Source organism: Nocardioides sp. Z13_37 (genome assembly GCF_058355585.1).
The window spans coordinates 139,037-162,948 of record NZ_JBZGDV010000003.1; the positions used below are offsets into that span (position 1 = coordinate 139,037).

Consider the following 23,912-nt stretch of genomic DNA (forward strand, 5'->3'; position numbering starts at 1 on the left):
TGGATCAGGAGGCGGCCAGGATGTCGACGACGAAGAACAGGGTGTCGGTGCCCTTGATGCCGGCCTGCTCGTTGCCCTTCTCGCCGTAGCCCTTGGCCGGCGGGATCTCGAGGATCACTCGCGAGCCGACGGTGCGTCCGACCAGGCGCTCGTCCCAGCCCGGGATGACCTGGCCGACGCCGATGGGGAACTCGGCCGGCTCGCCGCTGTAGGACTCGTCGAAGGGCTCGTCGGCCTCGTAGACCTGGCCGAGGTAGTTGACGGTCAGGGTCTGCCCGGCCTTCACCTTCGGGCCGTCGCCCTTGACCAGCGTGGTGGCGATCAGCTCGCCGCTGGGCTTGTGGGCCGTGGTGAAGTCGAGCCCGGTGATCACGCCGTCCTTCTCGATCAGGGTCGGCGCCCAGCCCGCGGGCTTCTTGTCCTCGCCCTGGGGGCCGTCGAGGGGCGGCACGGTCTCGGCCGTGTCGAGGATGTCGACGATCGCCAGCACGGCGTCGCGGTTGCCGATGCCGATGTCGGGGCGACCGCCCTCGCCGAACGCCCGCTCCGCGGAGGTCAGCAGGACGACGCGGTCGCCCACCTGGTTGCCGATGATGGCCTCGCGCAGGAACGGCAGGACGTCCTCGGACATCTCGACCGACTGCGGCGCGCCGTCCTTGGTCCAGGTGGTCTGCGCCTCCTCCTCGGTGAAGCCGTTGCCGATCCACCAGTTGGCCTTGACGGTGTCACCGTCGGCGACCTCGTCGCCGTCGCCCTCCACGAGGATCTCGGTCTCGTCCCTGGAGCCGTCGAGGCGGCCGTCGAAGGTCACCTTGGGCTCCTCGCCCTGCTTGCCCTCGATGGTCACCGAGCTCAGCGGCGCGCCCCCTTCGTCGGTGTCGCTGGACTCGGAGCCGCACGCGGCCAGTCCGAGCATGCTGAGGGCGAGGACACCGCTGAGGGCAGCGGAACGTACACGAGACACGGATTCACCTGTTCGATCGGTCGGCGTTGCCCGGTCACCCTATCCAGCAACCCCCACGCGACAGGCCGCGACACCGGCACGGGCCGGTCACGGGATCCTCACATGCCGTCGATCAGCCGCTGGACGCGCTCGTCGTAGGCCTTGAACGGGTCCTTGCAGAGCACGGTGCGCTGCGCCTGGTCGTTGAGCTTGAGGTGCACCCAGTCGACGGTGAAGTCGCGGCGGCGCTCCTGCGCGCGCCGGATGAACTCGCCACGCAGCCGGGCGCGGGTGTTCTGCGGCGGCACGCTCTTGGCCTCGAAGATCTTGAGGTCGCTGCTCACCCGGGCGACGGCGCCGCGCTTCTCCAGCAGGTAGTAGAGGCCGCGGCCCCGATGGATGTCGTGGTAGGCCAGGTCGAGCTGGGCGATGCGGGCATCGCCCAGGGAGAGGCCGTGCTTGGCGCGGTAGCGCTCGATGAGCTTGAGCTTGATGACCCAGTCGATCTCGCGGTCCACCAGGCCCAGGTCGTCGGACTCGACGGCCTTGAGCCCGCGCTCCCACAGGTCGAGCGCCCGCTCGATCGTGGGCGTGGAGATCTGGCGGCGGTCGACGAAGTCGCGGGCCTTGGAGAGGTACTCGCCCTGGATCTCCAGCGCGCTCGCCTCGCGACCGTTGGCCAGGCGGACCTTGCGGCGCCCGGTGGTGTCGTGGCTGATCTCGCGAATGGCCCGGATGGGGTTCTCCATGGTGAGGTCGCGCATCACCACCCCCTCCTCGATCATGCGGAGCACCAGGTCGCAGGAGGCGACCTTGAGCAGGGTGGTGGTCTCGCTCATGTTGGAGTCGCCGACGATCACGTGCAGCCGGCGGAACCGCTCCGCGTCGGCGTGCGGCTCGTCACGGGTGTTGATGATCGGCCGGCTGCGGGTGGTGGCGCTGCTGACGCCCTCCCAGATGTGCTCCGCGCGCTGGCTCACGCTGTACGACGCGCCCCGCGGGGTCGTCACGACCTTGCCCGCACCGACCACGATCTGGCGGGTCACCAGGAAGGGGATCAGGATGTCGGCCAGCCGGCTGAACTCCCCGGCGCGGCCGACGAGGTAGTTCTCGTGGCAGCCGTAGGAGTTCCCGGCGGAGTCGGTGTTGTTCTTGAACAGGTAGATGTCACCCGCGATGCCCTCCTCGTGGAGGCGCTGCTCGGCGTCGAGCAGCAGGCCCTCGAGGATCCGCTCCCCCGCCTTGTCGTGCGTGACGAGGTCGACGATGTCGTCGCACTCGGGGGTGGCGTACTCCGGGTGGCTGCCGACGTCGAGGTAGAGACGGGCGCCGTTGCGCAGGAAGACGTTGGACGAACGACCCCAGCTCACGACCTTGCGGAAGAGGTAGCGCGCCACCTCGTCGGGGCTGAGCCGGCGCTGCCCCTTGAACGTGCACGTGACGCCGTACTCGTTCTCGATGCCGAAGATGCGCCGGTCCATGTCCACACCCTAGGACCGGGTGCCACGCGCGGCGGGCCGCCACGCACCGAAATCCCGGTGGGCGGTCGATGCTGCTTGCGTCGGCATCTATCTTTCCGGGCATGGACGACACCCTCCTCGCCCCTGCACGCCCCCCGCGAACGAGCGCGCTCGACTCGTGGCCGGCCCACCTCGTGACCGCAGCGCTCACCGGCCTCGCGACCGCGCGCCTGCCGATGCAGCGCTGGTCACGACCGGCGCGCTGGGCGATGCACGGCGGGATGGGAGCGCTGGCGGGCGCTGGGGCCGCGCTGCTCGCCCACGACCCGGGGCGCTTCGCCCCGGGAGCCGGTCAGGGCGGTGACGCCTCGGCGCTGGGCCGGGGAGCCGCGGCGGCCGTCGGCGTGGCCACGTGTCTCGTCGTCGCCGGCACGAGCCGGGGCACCGAGGCGCTCGACGGCTGGGCCGAGGGCTGGCTGCGCCGGCACGGCGTACGCCGCCCGCGCCTGTGGATGGGCGTGGCGGCGGCGGGTAGCTCGCTGGCGATCAGCGCGGTCGACCGCCGGGTCGCGGCCCGCCGCGAGGCGGACCGGCAGGCTCAGACCTCGCCCGGCTCGGTGGGCGGCGGAGGGGTGCCCGGGGCCGGCGGCTGACCAGGACCCGGAGACGGCGGCGTCGCGGGCGGCGGGGTCGTCGGCGGCGCGACCGGGGGCGCCACGGGCGGCTCGGCGGGCGGCTCGGCGGTGACGGGGTCCTCCAGGGGCGCGACCGCCCCGGAGACCTGGTCGGTCGGGTCGGCCGGGTCGTCCTCGCCGGACTGCCGGGGACCGGCCCCGGCGAGGGCGTCCTCGGGAGCGGCCTCGCCGGCCTGCTCCGGGCCGCGTCCGCCGAGGATCTCGGTGATGCGGGAGGCCCGCACGCGCAGGAACTTGCGCGGCTGGGTGCGGGTGCGGTCGAGCGCGGCGACCTCGAGGGCGTCGGCGGGGATCACCCGGTCCTCGGTGTCGCTGTGGCCCAGCGCCGCCACGGCCACGCGGAGGACGTCCTCGAGCGAGGCACCGGCGACGTAGTGCTCGGCCAGGTAGCTCGCCACGACGTCGGCGGCACCACCCATCACGGCGTAGCCGTGCTCGTCGGCCACCTGGCCGTCGTAGGTGAGCCGGTAGAGCTGGTCGTCCTCGGGCGCGTCGCCGATCTCGGCGACGAAGATCTCGACCTCGTAGGGCTTCTCGCCACCGGAGGAGAAGATCGTGCCGAGGGTCTGGGCGTAGGCGTTGGCGAGCCCGCGGCCGGTGACGTCGCGGCGGTCGTAGGCGTAGCCGCGCATGTCGGCGAGGCGGACGCCGGCGATGCGGAGGTTCTCGAACTCGTTGTAGCGACCGACCGCCGCGAAGGCGATCCGGTCGTAGATCTCGCTCACCTTGTGCAGCGCCTGGGAGGGGTTCTCCGAGACGAACAGCACGCCGTCGGCGTACTGGACCGCGATGACGGATCGACCGCGGGCGATGCCCTTGCGGGCGAAGTCGGCCCGGTCCTTCATCAGCTGCTCGGGCGAGACGTAGAACGGCATGCTCATGGGATGGGTGACTCCTGCGTCAGGTGAGGGGCGCGGCGGGGCCGTCGGGCCGCAGCATGCGGGCGGCGATCATCCGGTCGGCGATGACGGCGACCTCCGCGTCGGTCAGCCGGTGGCCGCCGTCGGGGGTGATCACGTGGACGACCGGGAAGATCCGCCGCGTGAGGTCGGGACCGCCGGTCGCCGAGTCGTCGTCGGCGGCGTCGTAGAGGGCCTGGACCACGGCGGTGACGGCTCCCTCGGCGTCGAGGTCGTCGCGGTAGAGCTTCTTGAGCGACCCGCGAGCGAACAGCGAGCCCGAGCCGACCGAGTGGAAGGCCGTCTCCTCGTAGCGCCCGCCGGTCACGTCGTAGCTGAAGATCCGGCCCTGGCCGGCGGCGACGTCGTAGCCGGCGAAGAGCGGTACGACGGCCAGGCCCTGCATCGCCAGGCCGAGGTTGGCGCGGATCAGGGCCGCGAGGCGGTTGGCCTTGCCGTCCATCGACAGCGTGGTGCCCTCGATCTTCTCGTAGTGCTCCAGCTCGGTCTGGAACAGCCGCACCATCTCCACCGCCAGGCCCGCCGTGCCGGCGATGCCGACCACGGAGAACTCGTCGGCCGGGAAGACCTTCTCGATGTCGCGCTGGGCGATGATGTTGCCCATCGTGGCCCGGCGGTCGCCGGCCATCACGACGCCGCCGTCGAACGTGGCAGCGACGATGGTGGTGCCGTGCGGGGCGAGGTCGCCGGCGTCACCGGCGGGCACGGCGCGGCGCGACGGCAGCAGGTCGGGGGCCTGCGCGCCGAGGAAGTCGGCGAAGCTCGACGTGCCGGGAGTCATGAACGCCGTGGGCAGGCGGCTCTCGCTCACTGTCCGCCCTTCTGGATGAACGACTTCACGAAGTCCTCGGCGTTGGTCTCGAGGACCTCGTCGATCTCGTCGAGGATCGCGTCGACGTCCTCGTCGATCATCTCCTTGCGCTCGGCGACGTCGGTCTCGGTGACCTCCTCGGTCGCCGTCTCCTCCTGCGAGGACTTGCGCGGCTGCTTCTGCTCCTGGGCCATGACTCGACCCTATCCACTCCCACCGACGCCACAAGGACGTCCCACCTCGGCGCCCGGCGCGTCGCCGTCGTACTTGGCGGGGAAGTCCGACACCTGGAGGGGGTTGCAACGGCCTCCAGGTGTCGGAGTCCCCGCTCGAGCGGGGACTCCGACAGCAGGCGGAACGCGCGCCCCGGGCGCCGGTCAGCGGGTGATCGCGGCGACGAGCGCCTGGGCGGTGTCGCAGCGATCGATCAGCTCGCCGACGTGGGCGCGGGTGCCGCGGAGCGGGTCGATCGTCGGGACGCGCTGGAGGGACTCGCGCCCCGGGAGGTCGAAGATCACCGAGTCCCAGGACGCGGCGGCCACCGAGTCGGCGTACTTGTCGAGGCAGCGACCGCGGAAGTAGGCGCGGGTGTCGGTCGGCGGGTCGTGCATGGCTGCCTCAATGGTGGCGTCGTCGAGCAGTCGCTCGATGCGGCCCGCGGCGGCGAGGCGGTGGTAGAGGCCCTTGTCGGGGCGCACGTCGGCGTACTGCAGGTCGATCAGGTGCAGCTTGGCGTCGTCCCAGTCGAGGTCGTCGCGGTCGCGGTACTGGCGCAGCAGCTTGAGCTTGGCGACCCAGTCGAGCTCGGCGGCGCACTCGAAGGGGTCGCGCTCGAGGCGGGTCAGCACCGACTCCCAGCGCGCGAGGACGTCGACGGTCTGCTCGTCGGCGTCGGCGCCATAGCGGTCCTCGACGTACTTGCGGGCGAGCTCGAGGTACTCCAGCTGCAGCTGCACGGCGGTGAGCCGGCGCCCGTCGCGCAGGGTGACGAGGTGCTGGAGCGTCGGGTCGTGCGAGACGTCGCGCAGCGCCTTGACGGCCCCGTCGACGCTGAGGTCACGGTCGATGAAGCCGTCCTCGATCATGGCGAGCACGAGCGAGGTGGTGCCGGACTTGAGGTAGATCGAGACCTCGGCGAGGTTGGCGTCGCCGAGGATGACGTGCAGGCGGCGGTAGATCGCCGGGTCGGCGTGCGGCTCGTCGCGGGTGTTGATGATCGGTCGCTTCAGCGTCGTCTCGAGGCCGACCTCGACCTCGAAGTAGTCGGCGCGCTGGCTGATCTGGAAGCCGCGCTCGGCGGTGGTGTCGCGCCCGTCCTGGCCGATGCCCACCCGCCCCGCGCCCGTGACGACCTGGCGGGAGACGAAGAACGGCGTCAGGTGCCGCACGATCTCGGCGAACGGCGTCGAGCGTCGCATCAGGTAGTTCTCGTGGGCCCCGTAGGAGGCGCCCTTGTTGTCGGTGTTGTTCTTGTAGAGCAGGATCGGCGCGCTGCCGGGCACCTGCGCGGCCATCCGCGAGGCGTCGAGCATCACCTGCTCCCCCGCCTTCTCCCAGCGCACGACGTCGAGCGGCGTCGTGACCTCGGGCGAGGAGTACTCCGGGTGCGCATGGTCGACGTAGAGCCGTGCGCCGTTGGTGAGGATGACGTTGGCCAGGCCGAGGTCCTCGTCGGTGAGCTGGCTCGCGTCGGCCACCTGGCGAGCCATGTCGAAGCCGCGCGCGTCGCGCAGCGGCGACTCCTCCTCGAAGTCCCAGCGCGCCCGCCTGGCCCGCACCGTCGAGCTGGCGTAGGCGTTGACGATCTGCGACGAGGCGACCATCGGGTTGGCCGACGGCAGTCCCTGCACCGAGATCCCGTACTCGACCTCCGTGCCCATCACGCGTCGTACGCTCATGTGATGAGCCTACGGGTGTGGGACGAGCGGGTGGTGCCGCGACTGACCGACCTGAGCCTGCGCGGCCACGAGGTGGGCGACCTGCGCGCGCTCGCCTGTGCCGGCCTCACCGGGCGGGTGCTCGAGGTCGGCTTCGGCAGCGGGCTGAACGTGCGCTGGTATCCCCCGGCGGTCACGTCGGTGACCGCGATCGAGCCCTCCCACCTGGGCTGGGAGCTCTCCGGGCCACGACGGGCGCGCGGCGGCGTGCCGATCGATCGCGCGGGCCTCGACGGCCAGCGCCTCGACCTGCCCGACGGCTCCCACGACAGCGCGCTGGTGACGTTCAGCCTGTGCACGATCCCCGACCCGGTGGCGGCGCTGCGCGAGGCGCGGCGGGTCGTGGGCGTGGGCGGGCGACTGCACGTGCTGGAGCACGGCACGGCTCCCGAGGAGTCCGTACGACGCTGGCAGCGGCGCCTCGAGCCCGTGCAGCGCGCCGTCGCAGGGGGCTGCCACCTCACCCGCGACGTCGTCGCGCTGGCGACGGACGCCGGCTGGCGGGTCGACGAGCTCGACCAGTCCTACCTCCCGGGACCGGGAGTGTCGCGGCCCTGGACCTACGTCTACCGGCTCGAGGCCGGCTGACGTCCGGGCCAGGGTCCGGATGTGGGGGCCTGATGCGGGCCGGGATCAACGGCCGCGGCGCAGGAACCCCACGAGGAAGAGCACGACAACGACGACGACGACGATGATCAGGATGGTTCGCATCCGCACAACCTAGTGGTTGCTGGCCGGATGGCAACCCCTCCCAGGAGGCTCAGGGAGCGCGCCGCTGCCCATTGACCGTGGAGGCGTGGGCGGCGTTGACGCCGACGATGCCCAGCCAGGCGACGACCACGGCGGGTAGGCCCCATCCGTCGGTGGCGACGGTGGTGGCGACGGTGATCGGGATGCCCGCCCCGACGGAGACGAGTCCGAGAACGAACTGCCGGATCCGCGCCCCGTCGTCGCCCCTCGACTGGCGGCGTTCGAGCGCGCGCTCCTCGGCGACCCGCTGCTCCACGGCCCGCTGGATGCGCTCGGCGAACCCGTCGACGAGCTCGGCGTCGTAGCGCGCGCCGAGCTCTCGGCGGGTCTCGAGGGCAGCCTCGATGTCGCGGTGGCCGAGGTCCTCGTCGGGGGTCGCCACCGGTGTCTCAGAGGTACTGGCCGGTGTTGGCGACGGTGTCGATCGACCGCCCCGGCTCGGTGCCCTGCTTGCCGGTGATGAGCGTGCGGATGAAGACGATCCGCTCGCCCTTCTTGCCCGAGATCCGCGCCCAGTCGTCGGGGTTGGTGGTGTTGGGCAGGTCCTCGTTCTCCTTGAACTCGTCGACGCACGCCTGGAGCATGTGCTGGACCCGAAGCCCGCGCTGGGCGGGGTTGAGGTCGCTGTCGAGGAAGTCCTTGATCGCCATCTTCTTGGCGCGGTCGACGATGTTCTGGATCATCGCGCCGGAGTTGAAGTCCTTGAAGTAGAGGACCTCCTTGTCGCCGTTGGCGTAGGTGACCTCGAGGAAGCGGTTCTCCTCCGACTCGGTGTACATCCGCTCGACCGTGGCGCGGATCATCGCGTTGACGGTGGCGGTGCGGTCCTGGCCGAACTCGGCGAGGTCCTCGGCGTGCAGCGGCAGGCTCGGGGTGAGGTACTTGGAGAAGATGTCGCGCGCCGACTCGGCGTCGGGGCGCTCGATCTTGATCTTCACGTCGAGCCGCCCGGGGCGCAGGATCGCCGGGTCGATCATGTCCTCGCGGTTGGAGGCGCCGATCACCAGCACGTTCTCCAGCGCCTCGACGCCGTCGATCTCACTGAGCAGCTGGGGCACGATCGTGTTCTCCACGTCGGAGGAGACGCCCGAGCCGCGCGTGCGGAACAGCGAGTCCATCTCGTCGAAGAACACGATGACGGGGGTGCCGAGCGAGGCCTTCTCCCGCGCCCGCTGGAAGACCAGGCGGATGTGGCGCTCGGTCTCCCCGACGTACTTGTTGAGCAGCTCGGGGCCCTTGATGTTGAGGAAGTAGGACTTGCCCGAGGCGCCGGTGCGCTCGGAGACCTTCTTGGCCAGCGAGTTGGCGACCGCCTTGGCGATCAGCGTCTTGCCGCAGCCGGGCGGGCCGTAGAGCAGCACGCCCTTGGGGGGCTTGAGCTCGTGGTCGCGGAACAGCTCGGGGTGGAGGTAGGGCAGCTCGACGGCGTCGCGGATGGCGTCGATCTGGGTGGTGAGGCCGCCGATCTGCGTGTAGTCGATGTCGGGCACCTCCTCCAGGACGAGCTCCTCGACCTCCGACTTCGGCACGACCTCGTAGACGTAGCCCGCGCGGGTGTCGAGCAGCAGCGAGTCGCCGGCGCGGATGGTGACGTCCTCGGCGCACAGCGGCTCGGCGAGGCGGACGACCCGCTCCTCGTCGGCGTTGGCGATCACCAGCGCGCGCTCGCCGTCGGCGAGGATCTCCTTGAGCATCACGACCTCGCCGACCTGCTCGAAGTCGAGGGCGGCGACGACGTTGAGCGCCTCGTTGAGCATGACCTCCTGGCCGCGCACCAGGCCGTCGAGCTCGACGGCCGGGCTGACGCTCACGCGGAGCTTGCGGCCGCCGGTGAACACGTCGACGGAGTCGTCGTCGTTGCGCGCGAGGAAGGTGCCGAAGCCCGCCGGCGGCTGCGCCAGCCGGTCGACCTCCTCCTTGAGCGTGGTGATCTGGTCGCGGGCGTCGCGCAGCGTCTGGGCGAGCCGCTCGTTCTGGCTCGAGACCGCCGCGAGGGATCGCTGCGTGTCGGCGAGGCGGCTCTCGAGGCCGCGCGACTGTCCGGGCAGGTCCTCCAGACGGCGGCGCAGGTCGGTGACCTCGGCCTCCAGGTAACGCACCTGCGTGGCAAGTTGCTCGCGTGTCGGCTCAGACATCTCGCACCTCCTGTTCCACGACACTACCCATCCGGCCACGGGACGGAAGTGGATATCTCGCCGTGTTGCCTCACCGTTTCGCAACGCCGCCGGCGCGGGGGGTCACCCCCCGTTGAGTCGCAGGCCGGCGGCGACCTCCTCGAGCTGCTCGGCCCAGCGGGGTGAGGGGTCGACGACCTCGATGCCGCTCATGCCTCGTCGGGCAGGGCGACCTCGGGCTGTTCGACCGGCTCGTGCGGGGGTACGTCAGCGGGGCGCGGGCCGGTGTAGTCGGGTCCGTAGGCGCCGGGCGCCGGACGCCGGGTCTTGCGCGGCGGCTTCGCCCCCGGGGCCATGCGTCGCGCGGTGACCAGGAACGCCGTGTGGCCGATCATCTTGTGGCCCGGCCGCACGGCCAGCCCCTCGACGTGCCAGTCGCGGACCATGGACTCCCACGGCTGCGGCTCGGTGAAGCCGCCGTGGGCGCGCAGGGTCTCCACCACCCGGGACAGCTGGGTCGTGGTGGCGACGTAGGCGCACACGATGCCGCCGGGCACCAGGGCGTCGGCGACGACGTCGACGCAGTTCCAGGGGTCGAGCATGTCGAGGATGACGCGGTCGACCTGGCCGCCGAGGGCCGGGAGGCCCTCCTTGAGGTCGCCGAGGCGCAGGTCCCACGCGGGGTGCGTCTGGCCGTCGGGGGCGGAGAAGAACTGGTGCACGTTGCGGCGAGCGACCTCGGCGAACTCCTCGCGCAGCTCGAACGACGTGACCCGTCCCCACGGACCCACGGCACGCAGCAGCGAGCAGGTCAGGGCGCCCGACCCGGCACCGGCCTCCAAGACGCGGGCGCCGGGGTAGATGTCGGCCAGGGCGACGATCTGCGCCGCGTCCTTGGGGTAGACGACCGCCGCGCCGCGGGGCATCGAGACCACGAACTCGTTGAGCAGCGGCCGGAAGACGAGGTACTGGCCGCCGGCCGAGGAGGTGACGGTGAAGCCCTCGTCGCGACCGATCATCTCGTCGTGGTCGAGGTGGCCCTTGTTGGAGAAGAACCGCTTGCCGGCCACCAGCTCGAAGTTGTGCTTGCGGCCCTTCTGGTCGGTCAGGCGCACCCACTCGCCCTCGCGCAGGGGGCCGCGGTGGACGCCGGACCAGGCCTCGGCGGGGACGTCGGGAGAGGGTGCGGACGGCTCGGACATGGCCCGCACCCTAGTGTCCGGAGCCCGGATTTCCCTCAGCGGCGGGCGTTGTCGCGGAAGGCCCGGTCCACGTCGGCGGTCGCCAGCACCCCGTAGATGCGGCCGTCGTCCTCGACGAGCAGGTACTCCTCGGCCGGACGGCGGCTGATCGCCATGATGAGGTCCTCGCCGGCCACCGTGGCGGGCAGCGTCAGCCCGTCCTCCATCGTGCGGGCCACCGCGGACACCGCGACCCACGGGCGCCGGTCGGCGGGCATGGCCGTCACGGCCGCCTCGCTGACGATGCCGACGGGCGTGCCGTCTGCGGCGACGGTGACGATGCTGCCGGCCTGTGCCTCCTGGGCCCGGCGCACGGCCTCGGCGAGCGGGAGGTCCTCCGGGACGGTGAGCGTACGACGCGCGAGCGGCCGCGCGACCAGTGCCGGCAGCCGCCGCCGGAGCTGGGCGTGCGCCATGGCCGCCGTCGCGCCCGTCCACAGGAACAGGCCGAGGATGAAGACCAGCGCGATGTCGAGGAACGTCGGCGACGTCCCCGTCAACGGCTCCATCACGAGCGGCCACGCGAGCAGCGCCAGCGCGGTGATCCGACCGCCCCACCCCGCGACGATGGTGCCGCGGTGCTGGTCGCCGCTGGCTCCCCACACGGCCGCCTTGAGCACCCGTCCCCCGTCGAGCGGCAGCCCGGGGACGAGGTTGAGCACGCCGATGAGCAGGTTGGACGCGGCCAGGCCGCCCACCGCCATGCCCACCAGGCCGTCGGGGAGCACCAGCCACGCGGCACCCGCGACGAGGCCGACCGCGATCGAGGTCAGCGGGCCGACCACGGCGATCCAGAACTCGTGACGCGGCTTGCGCGACGTGCCGTCGATCTCGGTCATGCCGCCCAGGAAGTGGAGCGTGATGGAGGTGACGCCGTAGCCGAGGCGTTGCGCGACGACGGCGTGGGACGCCTCGTGGAGCAGCACGGAGAGGTAGAGCACGACCGCGAACACGAAGCCCGCGACGTACTTCCAGAACCCGAGACCCGGCTCGACCGCCTCGATGCGCGGACCGAACGCGACGGAGATCAGCAACGCAACGACGAACCACGAGGTGGTGATCAGCACGTCGATGCCGGCGATCGACCCGATCCGGAAGGTGCCCGGCGCGCGGGGCGCCGCCTGACGACGTGCGTCGGCGGGGGCTGGTTCGGTCGGGTCGGCCACGTCTGAACCCTAACGAACCCCGCCCACAGCGACCGTCCGGCGGCGCACGCCGGGACGGTCGGTGTCGCACGCCTCGCCTAGGGTGAGCCGAGCCATGACGAACCCCCTCGCCGCTCCGCCCGATGCCGTGCCCGAGTCCCCCGCCGATCGGGTCTCGACGCCGGTCGACGGCGTGGACGTGCTCGGCGCGATCTCGCCCAGCAGGGCGGGCGACTTCATGGCCTGCCCCCTGATGTACCGCTTCCGCACGATCGACCGGCTGCCCGAGGAGCCGTCGCCCGACGCCGTGCGCGGCACGGTCGTGCACAAGGTGCTGGAGGACCTCTTCGACCTCCCCGCGCCCGACCGCACCCCCACTCGAGCCGACGACATGCTCGAGCCGGCGTGGGAGGCACTGCTGGCGGCCGAGCCCGACCTGGGCGCGATGTTCGGCGGCGAGGGCCCCGATGTGGCGGCGTGGCTCACGTCGTGCCGCACGGTGCTCGCGCGCTACTTCGACCTCGAGGACCCTCGTCGCCTCGAGCCGGCCGAGCGCGAGCTCTACGTCGAGACGCTGCTCGACTCGCGGCTGCTGCTGCGCGGCTTCGTCGACCGGGTCGACGTCGCCCCCGACGGCCGGATCAGGGTCGTCGACTACAAGACCGGCCGCAGCCCCGGCGAGGGCTACGAGGCCAAGGCCCTGTTCCAGATGAAGTTCTACGCCCTGGTGATCTGGCGCCTTCGCGGCGTCGTGCCGTCGGTGCTCCAGCTGGTCTACCTCGGCAACGGCGAGATCCTGCGCTACGAGCCCGACGAGGACGACCTCCGCGCCACCGAGCGCAAGGTCGAGGCGGTGTGGCGCGCGATCCAGGCCGCCCGCGACTCCGGCGACTGGCGGCCGAGCCCGTCGCGGCTGTGCGACTGGTGCTCCTTCCACCAGTACTGTCCGACCAAGGGCGGCACGATCCCACCCCTCCCCGCCCCCACCCCGCCCGTGGCCGACGCCTCGGCCGACGAGTCCGCCGACTGACCTCCCCCGCCTCGCCGTCGTTCGGTGTCCTGCCTCCGGCTGGCGCCGGGTGCGTCAGACGAACCCGCACCCATACCGACCGGACGACCGTATGACGCAGCGGAGGTACGACGGTCAGGCTAGGGCGTGACGTAGGCGTCGGGAGGCGTCGTGGGACCCGCGTCGATCGCGCCGAAGCCCTCCGGCACCAGCTGGGCGTCGACGCGGTGGGGCTGGATCGTGCCGGCGGCGATCTCCTCGGCGAAGTGGCAGGCGACGCGGTGGCCGGACGAGGCGCCCTCGACGTCCACGACGCGCAGCTGGGGGCGTTCGGTGTCGCAGCGCGTCTCCTGGCGCCAGGGGCACCGGGTGTGGAAGCGGCACCCGGTCGGCGGGTTGGCGGGCGAGGGCAGGTCGCCGGTGAGCAGGATCTGCTCGCGCGAGTCCTCGACCACCGGGTCGGGCACCGGCACCGCCGACATCAGCGCCCGCGTGTAGGGGTGCAGCGGCACGTCGTAGAGCTCCGCGGCGCCGGACTCCTCGACGAGAGCGCCCAGGTACATCACACCGATCCGGTCGCTGATGTGGCGCACGACCGCGAGGTCGTGGGCGACCACCAGGTAGGTCAGGCCGAGCTCGTCCTGGAGGTCCTGGAGCAGGTTGACGACCTGCGCCTGGATCGAGACGTCGAGCGCGCTGACCGGCTCGTCGGCGACGATGAGGTCGGGCCCCACGGACAGGGCCCGGGCGATCCCGATGCGCTGGCGCTGGCCGCCGGAGAACTCGTGGGGGTACTTGCTGAGCGCCGCGGGCGGCAGCCCGACCGCGGACATCAGCTCGCGCAGGCGGGCGTGGGTCTTCGCCTTGTCGTCGGCCATGCCGTGCGCGCGCATCCCCTCGAGCACGAGCGACTCGACGGTCTGGCGCGGATCGAGGCTCGACATCGGGTCCTGGAACACCATCTGGAAGCGCTTGCGCTCGCGCCGCAGGGCCTCGCCCTTGAGCGAGGCGATGTCGGTGCCGTCGAACACCACCGACCCGGCAGTGGGCGGCTCGAGGTTGAGGATCGCCTTGCCGAGGGTGGACTTGCCGCAGCCCGACTCCCCCACCAGCCCGTAGGTCTCGCCGCGGCGGATGACCATGTCGACGCCGTCCACGGCGCGCACGTGGCCCACCGTGCGGTCGAACAGCAGACCGCTCTTGATCGGGAAGTGGACCTCGAGCCCACGGACCTCGACGAGGACGTCGGACTCCTCGGTCGCGCGTGCCGGCTCCGTCATCGGACTCCTCCCTCGGGGTTGAAGCAGCGGAACCCGACCACGTGGTCACCCTCCCACTGGGGCGTCTCCTCGGTGCAGACGCCGATCCGGTTGGCGCAGCGCGGGGCGAACGCGCAGGCGGAGTCCCACGGCAGGTTGTCGGCGACCGACCCCGGGACGGGGTCGAGCTTCTCCCCGCGCGGGGCGTCGAGGCGCGGGATGGAGCGGAGCAGGCCGACCGTGTAGGGGTGGCGCGGCCGGGCGAAGAGCCCGTGGCGACCACCGCGCTCGACGACCTTGCCGCCGTAGAGCACGTTGACCTCGTCGCACAGCCCCGCGACGACGCCGAGGTCGTGGGTGATCATCACGAGCGCGGTGCCGGTGTCGACCACGAGCTCCTTGAGCAGCGCCAGGATCTGGGCCTGGATCGTCACGTCGAGGGCGGTCGTCGGCTCGTCGGCGATGAGCAGCCGCGGGTTGCAGGCGAGCGCCATCGCGATCAGCGCCCGCTGGCGCATGCCTCCGCTGAGCTGGTGGGGGTAGTTGATCAGCCGGGCCTTGGGGTCGGGGATGCCGACGCGCTCGAGCAGGTCGGCGGCCTTGGGGGTGGCCTCCTTGCGGCTGAGGCCCTGGTGGCGCTCCATCACCTCGGTGACCTGGCGACCGATCGTCACGACCGGGTTCAGCGAGGACAGCGGGTCCTGGAAGATCATCGCGATGTCGGCGCCGCGGCGGTCGCGCATCTGCGAGGGCGACAGCGTGAGCAGGTCCTCGCCGTCGAAGAGCGCCTGGCCCTCCACGGTGTTGCCGCGGCCGGGCAGCAGGCCCATGATCGCCAGCGACGTGACCGACTTGCCGCAGCCGGACTCGCCGACCAGGCCGACGGTCTGCCCGGGGCGTACGTCGAAGCTCACGCCGTCGACCGCCCGGAACGGCACCTCGCCGTGCCGGGCGAACGTGACGCGCAGGTCGCGCACGGAGAGCAGCGGCTCGCCGGACGCCGCCGAGCGGGTGGGCTGGTGCAGGGACTGGGTCATCGAGATCACCTCCTCGACTTCGGGTCGAGCGCCTCGCGGAGGGACTCCCCCATGAGCGTGAAGCCCAGCGCCACGACGATGATGCACCCGGCCGGGTAGAACGCCAGGTGCGGGGCCTCGGAGATGTAGTCCTGCGCGAGGCCCAGCATCTGCCCCCACTCGGGCTGTCGCTGGTCGGGGTTGCCCAGGCCGAGGAACGACAGGGCGGCGGCGTCGACGATCGCCACGGCCAGCGAGAGCGTGGCCTGGACGATCACCGGTCCGAGCGAGTTGGGCAGCATGTGGCGGAACACGATCGACGTCGGTCGTACGCCCAGCGACCGGGCGGCGAGCACGTGGTCGCTGCTGCGCTGCGCGAGCATGGAGCCGCGCAGCAGCCGGGCGAAGACCGGCACCTGGATGATCGCGATGGCGATGATCAGCGTCCACTGGCTGGGCTCGCGGGCCAGCGAGGCGACGGTGAAGGCCAGGAGCAGCGACGGGATCGACAGCATCACGTCGACGATGCGCATGACGACCGCGTCGACCCAGCCGCCGATGGCGCCGGCGATGGTGCCGAGGGTGAGTCCGCCGACGAGGCCGAAAAGCGTGGCGAACACGCCCACGATGAGGGTCTGCCGGCTGCCGACGAGCAGGCGCGAGAGCAGGTCGCGGCCCCGGTCGTCCGCGCCGAGCAGGTGGCCGGCCTCGGGGCCCGGCACGGGGTTGGACTGCGGTCGCACCTTGTCGAGCAGCGGCCGCGCGGTGGGGTCCCACGGGGCGAGCCACGGGGAGACGATCGCGAGCACCACGAAGGCGACCGTGATCACGAGGCCGAGGAGGAAGACCGGGTTGCGCCGCAGCCGCTTCCACGCGCTGCGGATGAGCGAGACGCCGGGCTCGTCGTCGACGGTGCCGGCCGTGGCGAGGGCGTCGATGCGCTCCTTGCGCATCCGGCCGTACGACGGCCGCCGCGGCGCACGCTCGGGCGTCGGGTCGGTGGGAGCCGGGGTGGGGGTCGTGGGAGTCGGGTCGGGCACGGGGCTCACCTCGTCCTGATCCGGGGGTCGATGACCGCGTAGGCCATGTCGACCAGCAGGTTGACGAGGACGTAGATCACCGCGGCCGCCATGATCAGCACTTGCAGCACGGGATAGTCCTTCTCGCGGAAGGCGGTGGCCAGTGCCTCGCCGACGCCGCGGTAGGAGAAGACGGTCTCGGTCAGCACCGCGCCGGCCAGCAGGCCTCCGACCTGCAGGCCGATGGTGGTGACGACGGGGAGCATGGCGTTGCGGAGCACGTGCCGCGCCCGGATCACGCGGGTGGTGAGACCCTTGGCCTCGGCCGTGCGCACGTAGTCCTCGTCGAGCACGTCGAGCACCGAGGCACGGGTGATGCGGAAGATGACCGCGAACGGGATGGTGGCCAGCGCGAGCGCCGGCAGGATCAGGTGCTTGAGCGCGTCCCAGGCGGCGTCCCACTCGCGGGTCAGGATGCCGTCGAGGACGAACATCCCCGTCACCCGGGTGGCGTCGATGCCCGTGCTCTGTCGCCCGGACACCGGCAGCAGGTTCCACTCGACGGCGAAGAAGTACTTGAGGAGGAAGGCGGTGAAGAACACCGGCACCGCCACGCCGACGAGGGAGAAGATGACGGCTCCCGTGTCGACCACCGAGCCCTGGCGGCGCGCGGCGACGTAGCCGAGCGGGATGCCGAGCGCGATCGCCAGCACGAGGGCGAGGAACGACAGCTCCACCGTGGCCGGCAGCCGGTCGAGGAAGATCTGGAGCGCGTCCTCACCGGGCAGCACCTTGGTGGAGACGCCGAAGTCGCCCTGGACGGCACGCTCGAGGAACCTGAGGTACTGCACGGGCAGGGGCTGGTCGAGCCCGAGCGCCGCCTCGAGGGCGGCGCGCCGCTCGGGCGTCTGCCGCTCGCCCAGGATCGCGGACACCGGCCCGCCGGGCAGCGAGCGCAGCCACGCGAAGACGAGCACGGACAGCACGAGGACCACCAGGAACATCTGCAGCAGTCGTCGTACGACGAAGCGGATCACGCGTTCTCCTCACACGCCTGCACGGTCCGGGGGCCGTCGCTGGTACGGCCCCCGGACGTCGTGCACTGTCGATCGGTCAGCGGACGGGGGTCACTTCCCACCCACGACGACCGTGTCGAACTCCTCGGCGGTGAGCGGGCTCGGCGTCACGCCCTCCACGCCGGGTCCCACGACGAGCGCGGGCGGCGAGTGGCTGATCGGCAGGCCCGGGAGGTACTCCTCCATGATCTGGCGGTTGATCTCCTCGAAGGCCGCTCCGCGCTCCCCCTCGTCCACGATCGCGTCGGCGGCCTTGAGGTCGTCGGCGAGCTGCTTGCCCCACGGGTAGCCCGTGGTGCCGAAGTCGTTCTCCTTGAGGTTGCCGAAGAACGTGCCGATGAAGTTGAACGCCGAGTCGTAGTCGCCGGTCCAGCCCAGGATGTAGGCGTCGTAGCGGCCGGCGGTGACGTTGTCGAGGTAGCCGCCGTTCCACGAGGCGGTCTTGACGTTGACCTTGACGCCCACGGCCTCGAGGTCGCTGCGCACCGCCTCGAAGATCTTCTCCGGGTCCGGCATGTACGGGCGGCTGACCTCGGTCGGGTAGGCGAACGTGAGCTCCAGGCCCTCGGCGCCGGCCTCCTGCAGCAGGCGCTCGGCCTCCTCGGGGTCGTACGGGTAGGCCTCGAGGGTGGTGTTGTAGCCGCTCACCGTGTCGGGCATGAACTGGGTGGCAACGGCGGCGCCCTCGGGCAGCTGGGTCTGGACCAGCTGGTCGCGGTTGAGGGCGTGGTAGAGCGCCTGGCGGACCTTGAGGTCCTTCAGCTCCGGGTTGGCCTCGGGGTTGAAGCCCATGTAGAGGATGTTGAACGGGTCGCGGACCTCGACGCTGTTGCCGTCCTCCTCGAGGCCGGCCCAGTCGACCGGGTTGGGCAGGTCGTAGCCGTTGATGCTGCCGGCCTCGAGCTCCTGGCGGCGGGTGCTCTCGTCGGGGATGACCCGGAAGACCAGCTCGCTGACCTTCGCGGTGTCGCCCCAGTAGTCGTCGTTGCGCTCGAGCATGATCTCGCCGTTGGCCTCGTCGTACTCACCGAAGGTGAACGGACCGGTGCCGACCGGGTTGTCGGCGTAGGCGGGGAAGCTGAAGCCCTCGCCCTCGGCGGCGATGCCGTTGGCGTCGCCCTCCTCGAGCGCCTTGGGCGACTGCATCGACAGCGACTCGAGGGTCAGCATCGTCGGGAAGCCGGAGGTCGGGCCGCTGATCGAGACCACGGCCTCGTACTCGTCGGTGGCCTCGCAGCCCTGGTAGAGCGAGTTGTCGGCGTCGTTGGCGAAGGCGCCCATCACGTAGCCCCAGTACTCGCCGGCGGTCTGCCCGGCCTCGTTCTGGTCGAACATCCGCTCGAAGTTGGCGCACACGGCCTCGGCGTTGAAGGGCTCGCCGTCGTGGAAGGTGACGTCGTCACGCAGTGTGAAGGTCCACTCGGTGCCGTCCTCGTTGGGCTCCCAGTCGGTGGCGAGCTCCGGAACGACCTCGGCGCTGCCCGGCTCGATGCCGAGGAGGCCCTCGAACATCTGGCGGGTGACGCGGAACGTCTCACCGTCGGTGGCGTAGAAGGGGTCGAACATCTCCGGCGCACCGGCCGCACCGAAGACGAAGGTGCCGTCGTCCCCGCTGCCGCTGCCCCCGCTCTCGCCGTCGTCGCGCTGGCTGTCGGCACAGCTCGCCAAGGTGGCGGCCGCCAGGACCGCCGTGGTCCAGGTAGCCACGGTGCGTCTCACAGACATCCCGAGTCCTTCCGTCCGGTAATCGATCAGGTGTGTCCCGCACCCTAGACCGGCGGACGTGGGCCGGACCACACCGAGATGGTCACGGTCGGGTCACGGGTGGCGCGTGCTCCGAGCCGCGTCGCGCGACGCCACGCGGCGCTCCCCGGCGTCGTACGCCTCGACGAGGGCGCCCAGCCGCACGGCGTCGAGCCCCGCCAGGGTCTCGGCGAACACGCGCCGCTCCCCCGCCGGGATCGGCACGTGGTTGGGCACGCACAGCACCGTGCAGCCGGCGGCGACGGCCGACGTGACGCCGGTGTCGGAGTCCTCGACGGCAAGGCAGTCGCCCGGCGCCAGGCCGAGGTCGGCGGCAGCGGTGAGGTAGGGCTCCGGGTGCGGCTTGCCCTGCGCGACGCGGTCGCCGGTGACGACCGTGCCGAAGGTGCCCTCGGGCAGCTGGGCCAGGATCGGGTCGACGAAGCGCTGCCAGGACATGGTCACCAGGGCACAGGGGACGCCGCGCTCGCGCAGGTCGGCCAGCAGCTCGCGGGCGCCGGGGCGCCAGGGCACCTCGACCTCGACACGCGCGACCACGCCGTCGAGCAGCTCCTCGACGATCTCCTCGGGCGTGCGGTCGATGCCCATGTGCTCGCGGATGTAGACGCCCGAGTCGAGCAGCGCGCGACCGACGAGGCTCAACGCGTGCTCCTGCGACCAGGTGCCGCCGTACTTCTCCGCCAACGCGTACTCGGTGTCGATCCAGTAGGGCTCGGTGTCGACCAGGGTGCCGTCCATGTCCCACAGGACCGCCGCAGGAATCACGGGAGCATCGTTCCACGAGCACTCCGCGGACGAGGAGCCAGGGCCGCTCAGCCGTCGCCGAGCTCGGCCAGGAAGGCGCGGCCGCGCTCGCTGGAGGGGCGCTCGAGGACCTCCTCCGGCGTGCCCTGCTCGGCGATCCCGTGGTCGGCCATCAGCACGACGCGGTCGGCGGCTCGGCGCGCGAAGCGCATCTCGTGGGTCACCACGACCATCGTCATCCCGTCGTCCACCAGGGTGCGCATCACCTGCAGCACCTCGCCGACCAGCTCGGGGTCGAGCGCCGAGGTCGGCTCGTCGAACAGCATGACCTCGGGATCCATGGCGAGCGCGCGGGCGATGGCCACGCGTTGCTGCTGGCCGCCCGAGAGCCGGTCCGGATAGGCATCGGCCTTGTCCGGCAGGCCGACCCGTCGGAGCAGCTCGTGCGCCCGCTCACGTGCCTCGGCCTTCGAGCGGCCGAGCACGTCGACCTGGGCCATCGTCAGGTTGTCGACGACCTTGAGGTGCGGGAAGAGGTTGAAGGACTGGAACACCATCCCGATGCGGCTGCGGACCCGGTTGAGGTCCTTCTCCCGGTAGGACAGCTCCTCCCCCGCGACCCGGATCGTGCCGCCCTGGATGCGCTCGAGACCGTTGATGCACCGCAGCAGGGTGCTCTTGCCGGCGCCGGACGGGCCGATGAGCACCACGACCTCGCCGCGGTGCACGTCGAGGTCGACCCCCTCGAGCACCACGGTGTCGCCGTAGGACTTGAGGATGTCGCGCATCTCGACGACGGGCTCGCCCTCCTGGGGCGCGGACGTCTCGGGACTGGTCATGCCGCTCACCTCCGGTGGGCGCTGAGTCGGTGCTCGAGGCGGTTCACCACGAAGGTGAGCGCCAGCACGATGGCCAGGTAGTAGAGGGAGACGATGAGGTACATCGTCAGCGGCTCGTAGGTGGCTGCCGCCTCGTTGCGAGCGCTGAGGAAGAGCTCCTGCAGGCCGATGAACGCGACGAGCGAGGAGTCCTTGACCGCGATGATGAACTGGCTGCCCAGCACCGGGAGGATCGCCCTTAGCGCGAGCGGCGCCCGCACCCGGCGCAGCGTCCTGAGCCGCGACATGCCCAGCGACCTGGACGCCTCGTCGAGGCCCTTGGGCACGGACTGGAAGCCGGAGCGGATGATCTCGGCGATGTAGGCCGCGTTGTGGACTCCGAGCGCGATCGCTCCCGCCCAGAACTTGTCCAGCGTGACGATCTCGGCGATGCCGAAGTAGAGGACGAAGATCTGGGCGATCAGGGGCGTGCCGCGGATCAGTCCGATGAACCCGGTCGCGATCCAGCGCAGGACCGCGACCCCGCTCATGGACATCGCCGCCACCACGGAGCCGAGGAGCAAGGCGAACACGAGCGCCGTGGCGGTGAGCCGCAGCGTGATCCACGTGGCGTCCAGGAAGACCGGCGCCGTGTCGACGAGGTGGTCGAGGAAGCTCATGGCGTCAGGAGATGTCCTGTCCGAACCACTTCTCGCTGATCTCGGCGTAGGTGCCGTCGTCCTTGATGGCGGCCAGGGCCTCGTTGAGCTGGTCGACGAGCGCCGTGTTGCCCTCGTCAACCGCGAACGCGGGCTCCTCGCTGTAGAGCGGGTCGCCGCACGCGCGCAGGTCGCGCTCGGCGCGGTCGATCTGGTAGAGGCCGACGAGGCGGTCGGTCATCGCACCGTCGAGACGTCCCGCGTCGACGTCCTGGAGGGCGGTGACGTCCGAGGTGAAGGTCACCACCTCGCCCGCGAGGCCCTCGTCCTCGAGGAAGGTCTGGTAGGTCGTCCCGGACGCGACCCCGACCTTGGGCGAGTCCATCTCGCGGGGGTCCTCGCAGTCGCTGTCCTGGGGGACGAACATCGTCGCGCCGGAGGTGTAGTAGCTGTCGGTGAAGTCGACGGCCCGGTCGCGCTCCTCGGTCGGTGTCATCGACGCGATGAGCACGTCGTAGCGCTGGCTCTTCACGCCCTGGATGAGGGTGTCGAAGGCGCCGGTCTCGGTCTTGGGCTCGAGACCCATCTCCTCGGCGATCGCGACGCCGATGTCGTAGTCGAAGCCGGTGAGCTTGTTGTCCTCGAAGTAGCTGAACGGCTGGAACTCGCCGCTCATGGCGATGACCAGCTCGCCGTCGTTGATCAGGCGTGGCCCGTCCGAGGCCGCGTCGCCGTCATCACCACCACACGCCGCGAGGGTCATCAGGGCGGCAGTCGCGAGGGCCACGATGCCCCCCGTCCGCCGTCGGTTCGTCATCCTGCGGGGGAGCTTGTTCATCGTCGTCCTGCCTCCGTTCGGCCACCCCACGTGGTCGTGGGGCCGAGAGTCGCGCTTCGGTCAGGCGAACGAGGTTAACGCCCGCCGCCCCCGGGGCTGCCCCCGGCCCGGCCCCGGGAGGCGCGGTCGGGAGGCGGTCCCCCGCGCGATCATCCACCGGCGTCCTAGCCAGTGGCACCCCTGCACCGGTAGACAGAGGGCACCCGGGAGGCTCCCGGGGACGTCCACCCTCGGGAGAGCCATGGTCGCCCTGCACACCGCCATCGCGATCGTCCTGGTCGTCGCCCTGATCATCAAGGGCCGCATCGACCCGGTGATCTCGCTGATCCTCGGCTCGCTCTACCTCGGCCTGGCGGGCGGCGTCGGCTTCGCCGGCACCGTCGAGGCGATCACGACCGGCTTCGGCGGGATCATGGCGGAGGTCGGGCTGCTGATCGGCTTCGGCGTGCTCATCGGGGCGCTGCTCCACTCCACGGGCGCCTTCCGCCGCTTGGTCGCGCTACTGGTGCAGAAGGTCGGCTCGGGGCGGTTGCCCTACGCGCTGACCTCGATGCTGGCCGTGGTCATGCCGTCGATCTACGTCGACGTGCAGGTGGTGCTCGCCGCACCGGTGGCCCGCTCCGCATCACCGTTCGTCGGCAAGGTGGGCCTGCCAGTGCTCGCCTCGGCGCTCGGCTGCGGGATCTTCGCCGGCTACGTCTTCGTCATCCCGGGCCTGGCCGCGATCTCGATCGCCGGGCTCCTCGACATCCGGCTCGGCGACTGGCTCGTCTACGGGGTGGTGATCGGGCTCGTGACGGCGCTCGTGTCCACCCTCCTGATGCGCCTGCTCTTCGCGGCCGGCGGCTTCTGGGACCCCGAGTCCGACGAGGAGGTCGACGACGCGATGGCCGCTCAGGAGGCCGCCGACCGGGCCTACCTCACCGGCGAGGCCGAGACGGCGCAGGAGGCGATGGCCCGGAGCGAGGCGGAGGCCACCGAGGCGGAGGCCCGGGAGGGTGTGCGCCACCTGCCGCTGGGGGTGCTGATGCTGCCGATCCTGGTGCCGCTGGTGCTGATCGCGCTCGGGGCGTTCGCCGAGCTCGGGGGCTGGTCGACCACGTTCATCGCGTTCCTCGGCGACGCCAACATCGCCCTCTTCCTCGGCCTGCTCGGGGCGTACGCCCTCTCCCGGGCCGCCGCCGGGCGCGAGCACACCAACGCGGCGATGGAGGACGGCTTCCACACCACGGGCGAGATCCTGCTGATCACCGGCGTCGGGGGCTCCCTCGGCGCGGTCATCGAGGCGACCGGGCTCGACAGCGTCCTGGGCGATCTCTTCCAGGCCGACGAGGGCGCGCCGGTCGTGCTGAGCATCCTGCTCGCCTGGTTCATCGCCGCCGTGCTCCACCTGGCGATCGGCTCGGTGTCGGTGGCCGCGATCACCGCGGCCGGGATCATCGCCCCCATCCTCGACTCGCTGACCATCTCCCCCATCGTGATCGGCCTGGCGATCGCCTCGGGCGCGATGTTCGCGCTGCAGGTCAACAGCAACTTCTTCTGGATGTTCAAGTCGTTGCTCGGCCTGTCGACCAAGGGCACCCTCAAGACGCTGACCCTCGTCACGTCGGTCGCCTCGGTGGTCTCGCTCCCGCTCGTGATGCTGGCGGCCGTGATGCTCTGAGGGGTCGTCGTTGCGCGTTGCGTCATCCCGA

At 71.3% G+C, this 23,912-nt stretch carries 23 protein-coding genes; 4 read left to right on the forward strand and 19 right to left on the reverse strand.

Annotation, left to right across the window (positions count from 1 at the left end):
* Positions 1 to 4: 4 nt before the first annotated feature.
* Positions 5 to 964, reverse strand: coding sequence for an FKBP-type peptidyl-prolyl cis-trans isomerase (locus tag AC4H2S_RS10295; protein ID WP_491496882.1), 960 nt, complete (start codon positions 962 to 964; stop codon positions 5 to 7).
* Positions 965 to 1,062: 98 nt separating this feature from the next.
* Positions 1,063 to 2,424, reverse strand: coding sequence for a Pup--protein ligase (gene pafA / locus AC4H2S_RS10300; protein WP_491496883.1), 1,362 nt, complete (start codon positions 2,422 to 2,424; stop codon positions 1,063 to 1,065).
* A gap of 101 nt (positions 2,425 to 2,525) precedes the next feature.
* On the opposite strand from pafA, the gene AC4H2S_RS10305 reads away from it, so the two are divergent.
* Positions 2,526 to 3,056, forward strand: coding sequence for a hypothetical protein (locus tag AC4H2S_RS10305; protein ID WP_491496884.1), 531 nt, complete (start codon positions 2,526 to 2,528; stop codon positions 3,054 to 3,056).
* Here AC4H2S_RS10305 and prcA read toward each other — a convergent pair.
* The 4 genes from prcA to dop form a co-directional block, all read right to left on the reverse strand.
* Positions 3,002 to 3,979, reverse strand: coding sequence for a proteasome subunit alpha (prcA, locus tag AC4H2S_RS10310; RefSeq protein WP_491496885.1), 978 nt, complete (start codon positions 3,977 to 3,979; stop codon positions 3,002 to 3,004). The two genes, AC4H2S_RS10305 and prcA, sit on opposite strands and share 55 nt — an antisense overlap.
* Positions 3,980 to 3,998: 19 nt before the next feature.
* Positions 3,999 to 4,829: a proteasome subunit beta gene (gene prcB / locus AC4H2S_RS10315; RefSeq protein ID WP_491496886.1), complete on the reverse strand. Its 831-nt coding sequence runs from the start codon at positions 4,827 to 4,829 to the stop codon at positions 3,999 to 4,001.
* Positions 4,826 to 5,023: a ubiquitin-like protein Pup gene (locus AC4H2S_RS10320; protein ID WP_491496887.1), complete on the reverse strand. Its 198-nt coding sequence runs from the start codon at positions 5,021 to 5,023 to the stop codon at positions 4,826 to 4,828. Before AC4H2S_RS10320 ends, prcB begins: the two co-directional genes overlap by 4 nt.
* A gap of 183 nt (positions 5,024 to 5,206) precedes the next feature.
* Positions 5,207 to 6,727, reverse strand: a complete 1,521-nt coding sequence (gene dop / locus AC4H2S_RS10325; protein ID WP_491496888.1) for a depupylase/deamidase Dop — start codon at positions 6,725 to 6,727, stop codon at positions 5,207 to 5,209.
* Positions 6,728 to 6,730: 3 nt separating this feature from the next.
* On the opposite strand from dop, the gene AC4H2S_RS10330 reads away from it, so the two are divergent.
* Positions 6,731 to 7,354, forward strand: a complete 624-nt coding sequence (locus tag AC4H2S_RS10330) for a class I SAM-dependent methyltransferase (protein WP_491496889.1) — start codon at positions 6,731 to 6,733, stop codon at positions 7,352 to 7,354.
* A 172-nt stretch (positions 7,355 to 7,526) separates the two neighbouring features.
* Here AC4H2S_RS10330 and AC4H2S_RS10335 read toward each other — a convergent pair whose 3' ends face one another.
* From AC4H2S_RS10335 to AC4H2S_RS10350, 4 genes are all read right to left on the reverse strand, one after another.
* Positions 7,527 to 7,898: a hypothetical protein gene (locus tag AC4H2S_RS10335; protein ID WP_491496890.1), complete on the reverse strand. Its 372-nt coding sequence runs from the start codon at positions 7,896 to 7,898 to the stop codon at positions 7,527 to 7,529.
* A 7-nt stretch (positions 7,899 to 7,905) separates the two neighbouring features.
* On the reverse strand, positions 7,906 to 9,651 hold the full coding sequence (arc, locus tag AC4H2S_RS10340; protein ID WP_491496891.1) for a proteasome ATPase: 1,746 nt from the start codon (positions 9,649 to 9,651) through the stop codon (positions 7,906 to 7,908).
* 188 nt (positions 9,652 to 9,839) lie between these two features.
* Positions 9,840 to 10,832: a tRNA (adenine-N1)-methyltransferase gene (locus AC4H2S_RS10345; protein WP_491496892.1), complete on the reverse strand. Its 993-nt coding sequence runs from the start codon at positions 10,830 to 10,832 to the stop codon at positions 9,840 to 9,842.
* 35 nt (positions 10,833 to 10,867) lie between these two features.
* Positions 10,868 to 12,037 (reverse strand): site-2 protease family protein, encoded by a 1,170-nt coding sequence (locus AC4H2S_RS10350; RefSeq protein ID WP_491496893.1) that lies wholly within the window; start codon positions 12,035 to 12,037, stop codon positions 10,868 to 10,870.
* Between the two features lie 94 nt (positions 12,038 to 12,131).
* On the opposite strand from AC4H2S_RS10350, the gene AC4H2S_RS10355 reads away from it, so the two are divergent.
* Positions 12,132 to 13,046, forward strand: a complete 915-nt coding sequence (locus tag AC4H2S_RS10355) for a RecB family exonuclease (RefSeq protein WP_491496894.1) — start codon at positions 12,132 to 12,134, stop codon at positions 13,044 to 13,046.
* Positions 13,047 to 13,165: 119 nt separating this feature from the next.
* Here the strand turns inward: AC4H2S_RS10355 and AC4H2S_RS10360 are convergent, their stop codons facing one another.
* From AC4H2S_RS10360 to AC4H2S_RS10400, 9 genes are all read right to left on the reverse strand, one after another.
* Complete coding sequence (locus tag AC4H2S_RS10360; protein WP_491496895.1) at positions 13,166 to 14,305, reverse strand: ABC transporter ATP-binding protein; 1,140 nt, start codon at positions 14,303 to 14,305, stop codon at positions 13,166 to 13,168.
* Positions 14,302 to 15,321, reverse strand: coding sequence for an ABC transporter ATP-binding protein (locus AC4H2S_RS10365; protein ID WP_491496896.1), 1,020 nt, complete (start codon positions 15,319 to 15,321; stop codon positions 14,302 to 14,304). Before AC4H2S_RS10365 ends, AC4H2S_RS10360 begins: the two co-directional genes overlap by 4 nt.
* Before the next feature lie 5 nt (positions 15,322 to 15,326).
* Positions 15,327 to 16,340, reverse strand: coding sequence for an ABC transporter permease (locus AC4H2S_RS10370; protein ID WP_491496897.1), 1,014 nt, complete (start codon positions 16,338 to 16,340; stop codon positions 15,327 to 15,329).
* 5 nt (positions 16,341 to 16,345) lie between these two features.
* Positions 16,346 to 17,356 (reverse strand): ABC transporter permease, encoded by a 1,011-nt coding sequence (locus AC4H2S_RS10375; protein ID WP_491496898.1) that lies wholly within the window; start codon positions 17,354 to 17,356, stop codon positions 16,346 to 16,348.
* 90 nt (positions 17,357 to 17,446) lie between these two features.
* Positions 17,447 to 19,102: an ABC transporter substrate-binding protein gene (locus AC4H2S_RS10380; protein ID WP_491496899.1), complete on the reverse strand. Its 1,656-nt coding sequence runs from the start codon at positions 19,100 to 19,102 to the stop codon at positions 17,447 to 17,449.
* A 111-nt stretch (positions 19,103 to 19,213) separates the two neighbouring features.
* Positions 19,214 to 19,924 (reverse strand): HAD family hydrolase, encoded by a 711-nt coding sequence (locus AC4H2S_RS10385; protein WP_491496900.1) that lies wholly within the window; start codon positions 19,922 to 19,924, stop codon positions 19,214 to 19,216.
* Between the two features lie 47 nt (positions 19,925 to 19,971).
* Positions 19,972 to 20,742: an amino acid ABC transporter ATP-binding protein gene (locus tag AC4H2S_RS10390; protein WP_491496901.1), complete on the reverse strand. Its 771-nt coding sequence runs from the start codon at positions 20,740 to 20,742 to the stop codon at positions 19,972 to 19,974.
* Between the two features lie 5 nt (positions 20,743 to 20,747).
* Positions 20,748 to 21,401 (reverse strand): amino acid ABC transporter permease, encoded by a 654-nt coding sequence (locus AC4H2S_RS10395; protein WP_491496902.1) that lies wholly within the window; start codon positions 21,399 to 21,401, stop codon positions 20,748 to 20,750.
* Positions 21,402 to 21,405: 4 nt separating this feature from the next.
* The gene (locus tag AC4H2S_RS10400) at positions 21,406 to 22,167 is read right to left on the reverse strand and encodes a transporter substrate-binding domain-containing protein (protein WP_491496903.1); all 762 of its coding nucleotides are present in this window, start codon (positions 22,165 to 22,167) and stop codon (positions 21,406 to 21,408) included.
* A 292-nt stretch (positions 22,168 to 22,459) separates the two neighbouring features.
* On the opposite strand from AC4H2S_RS10400, the gene AC4H2S_RS10405 reads away from it, so the two are divergent.
* Positions 22,460 to 23,881 carry a GntP family permease gene (locus AC4H2S_RS10405; protein ID WP_491496904.1) on the forward strand — a complete coding sequence of 474 codons (1,422 nt, stop codon included), beginning with the start codon at positions 22,460 to 22,462 and terminating at the stop codon, positions 23,879 to 23,881.
* Positions 23,882 to 23,912 lie beyond the last annotated feature (31 nt).

Coding starts and splice junctions, on each gene's coding strand:
- AC4H2S_RS10330 (WP_491496889.1), top strand. CDS start 6,731: ATGAGCCTACGGGTGTGGGACGAGCGGGTGGTGCCGCGACTGACCGAC.
- AC4H2S_RS10345 (WP_491496892.1), bottom strand. CDS start 10,832: ATGTCCGAGCCGTCCGCACCCTCTCCCGACGTCCCCGCCGAGGCCTGG.
- AC4H2S_RS10365 (WP_491496896.1), bottom strand. CDS start 15,321: ATGACCCAGTCCCTGCACCAGCCCACCCGCTCGGCGGCGTCCGGCGAG.
- AC4H2S_RS10355 (WP_491496894.1), top strand. CDS start 12,132: ATGACGAACCCCCTCGCCGCTCCGCCCGATGCCGTGCCCGAGTCCCCC.
- dop (WP_491496888.1), bottom strand. CDS start 6,727: ATGAGCGTACGACGCGTGATGGGCACGGAGGTCGAGTACGGGATCTCG.
- AC4H2S_RS10395 (WP_491496902.1), bottom strand. CDS start 21,401: ATGAGCTTCCTCGACCACCTCGTCGACACGGCGCCGGTCTTCCTGGAC.
- AC4H2S_RS10390 (WP_491496901.1), bottom strand. CDS start 20,742: ATGACCAGTCCCGAGACGTCCGCGCCCCAGGAGGGCGAGCCCGTCGTC.
- AC4H2S_RS10405 (WP_491496904.1), top strand. CDS start 22,460: ATGGTCGCCCTGCACACCGCCATCGCGATCGTCCTGGTCGTCGCCCTG.
- arc (WP_491496891.1), bottom strand. CDS start 9,651: ATGTCTGAGCCGACACGCGAGCAACTTGCCACGCAGGTGCGTTACCTG.
- pafA (WP_491496883.1), bottom strand. CDS start 2,424: ATGGACCGGCGCATCTTCGGCATCGAGAACGAGTACGGCGTCACGTGC.
- AC4H2S_RS10360 (WP_491496895.1), bottom strand. CDS start 14,305: ATGACGGAGCCGGCACGCGCGACCGAGGAGTCCGACGTCCTCGTCGAG.
- AC4H2S_RS10320 (WP_491496887.1), bottom strand. CDS start 5,023: ATGGCCCAGGAGCAGAAGCAGCCGCGCAAGTCCTCGCAGGAGGAGACG.
- AC4H2S_RS10305 (WP_491496884.1), top strand. CDS start 2,526: ATGGACGACACCCTCCTCGCCCCTGCACGCCCCCCGCGAACGAGCGCG.
- prcA (WP_491496885.1), bottom strand. CDS start 3,979: ATGAGCATGCCGTTCTACGTCTCGCCCGAGCAGCTGATGAAGGACCGG.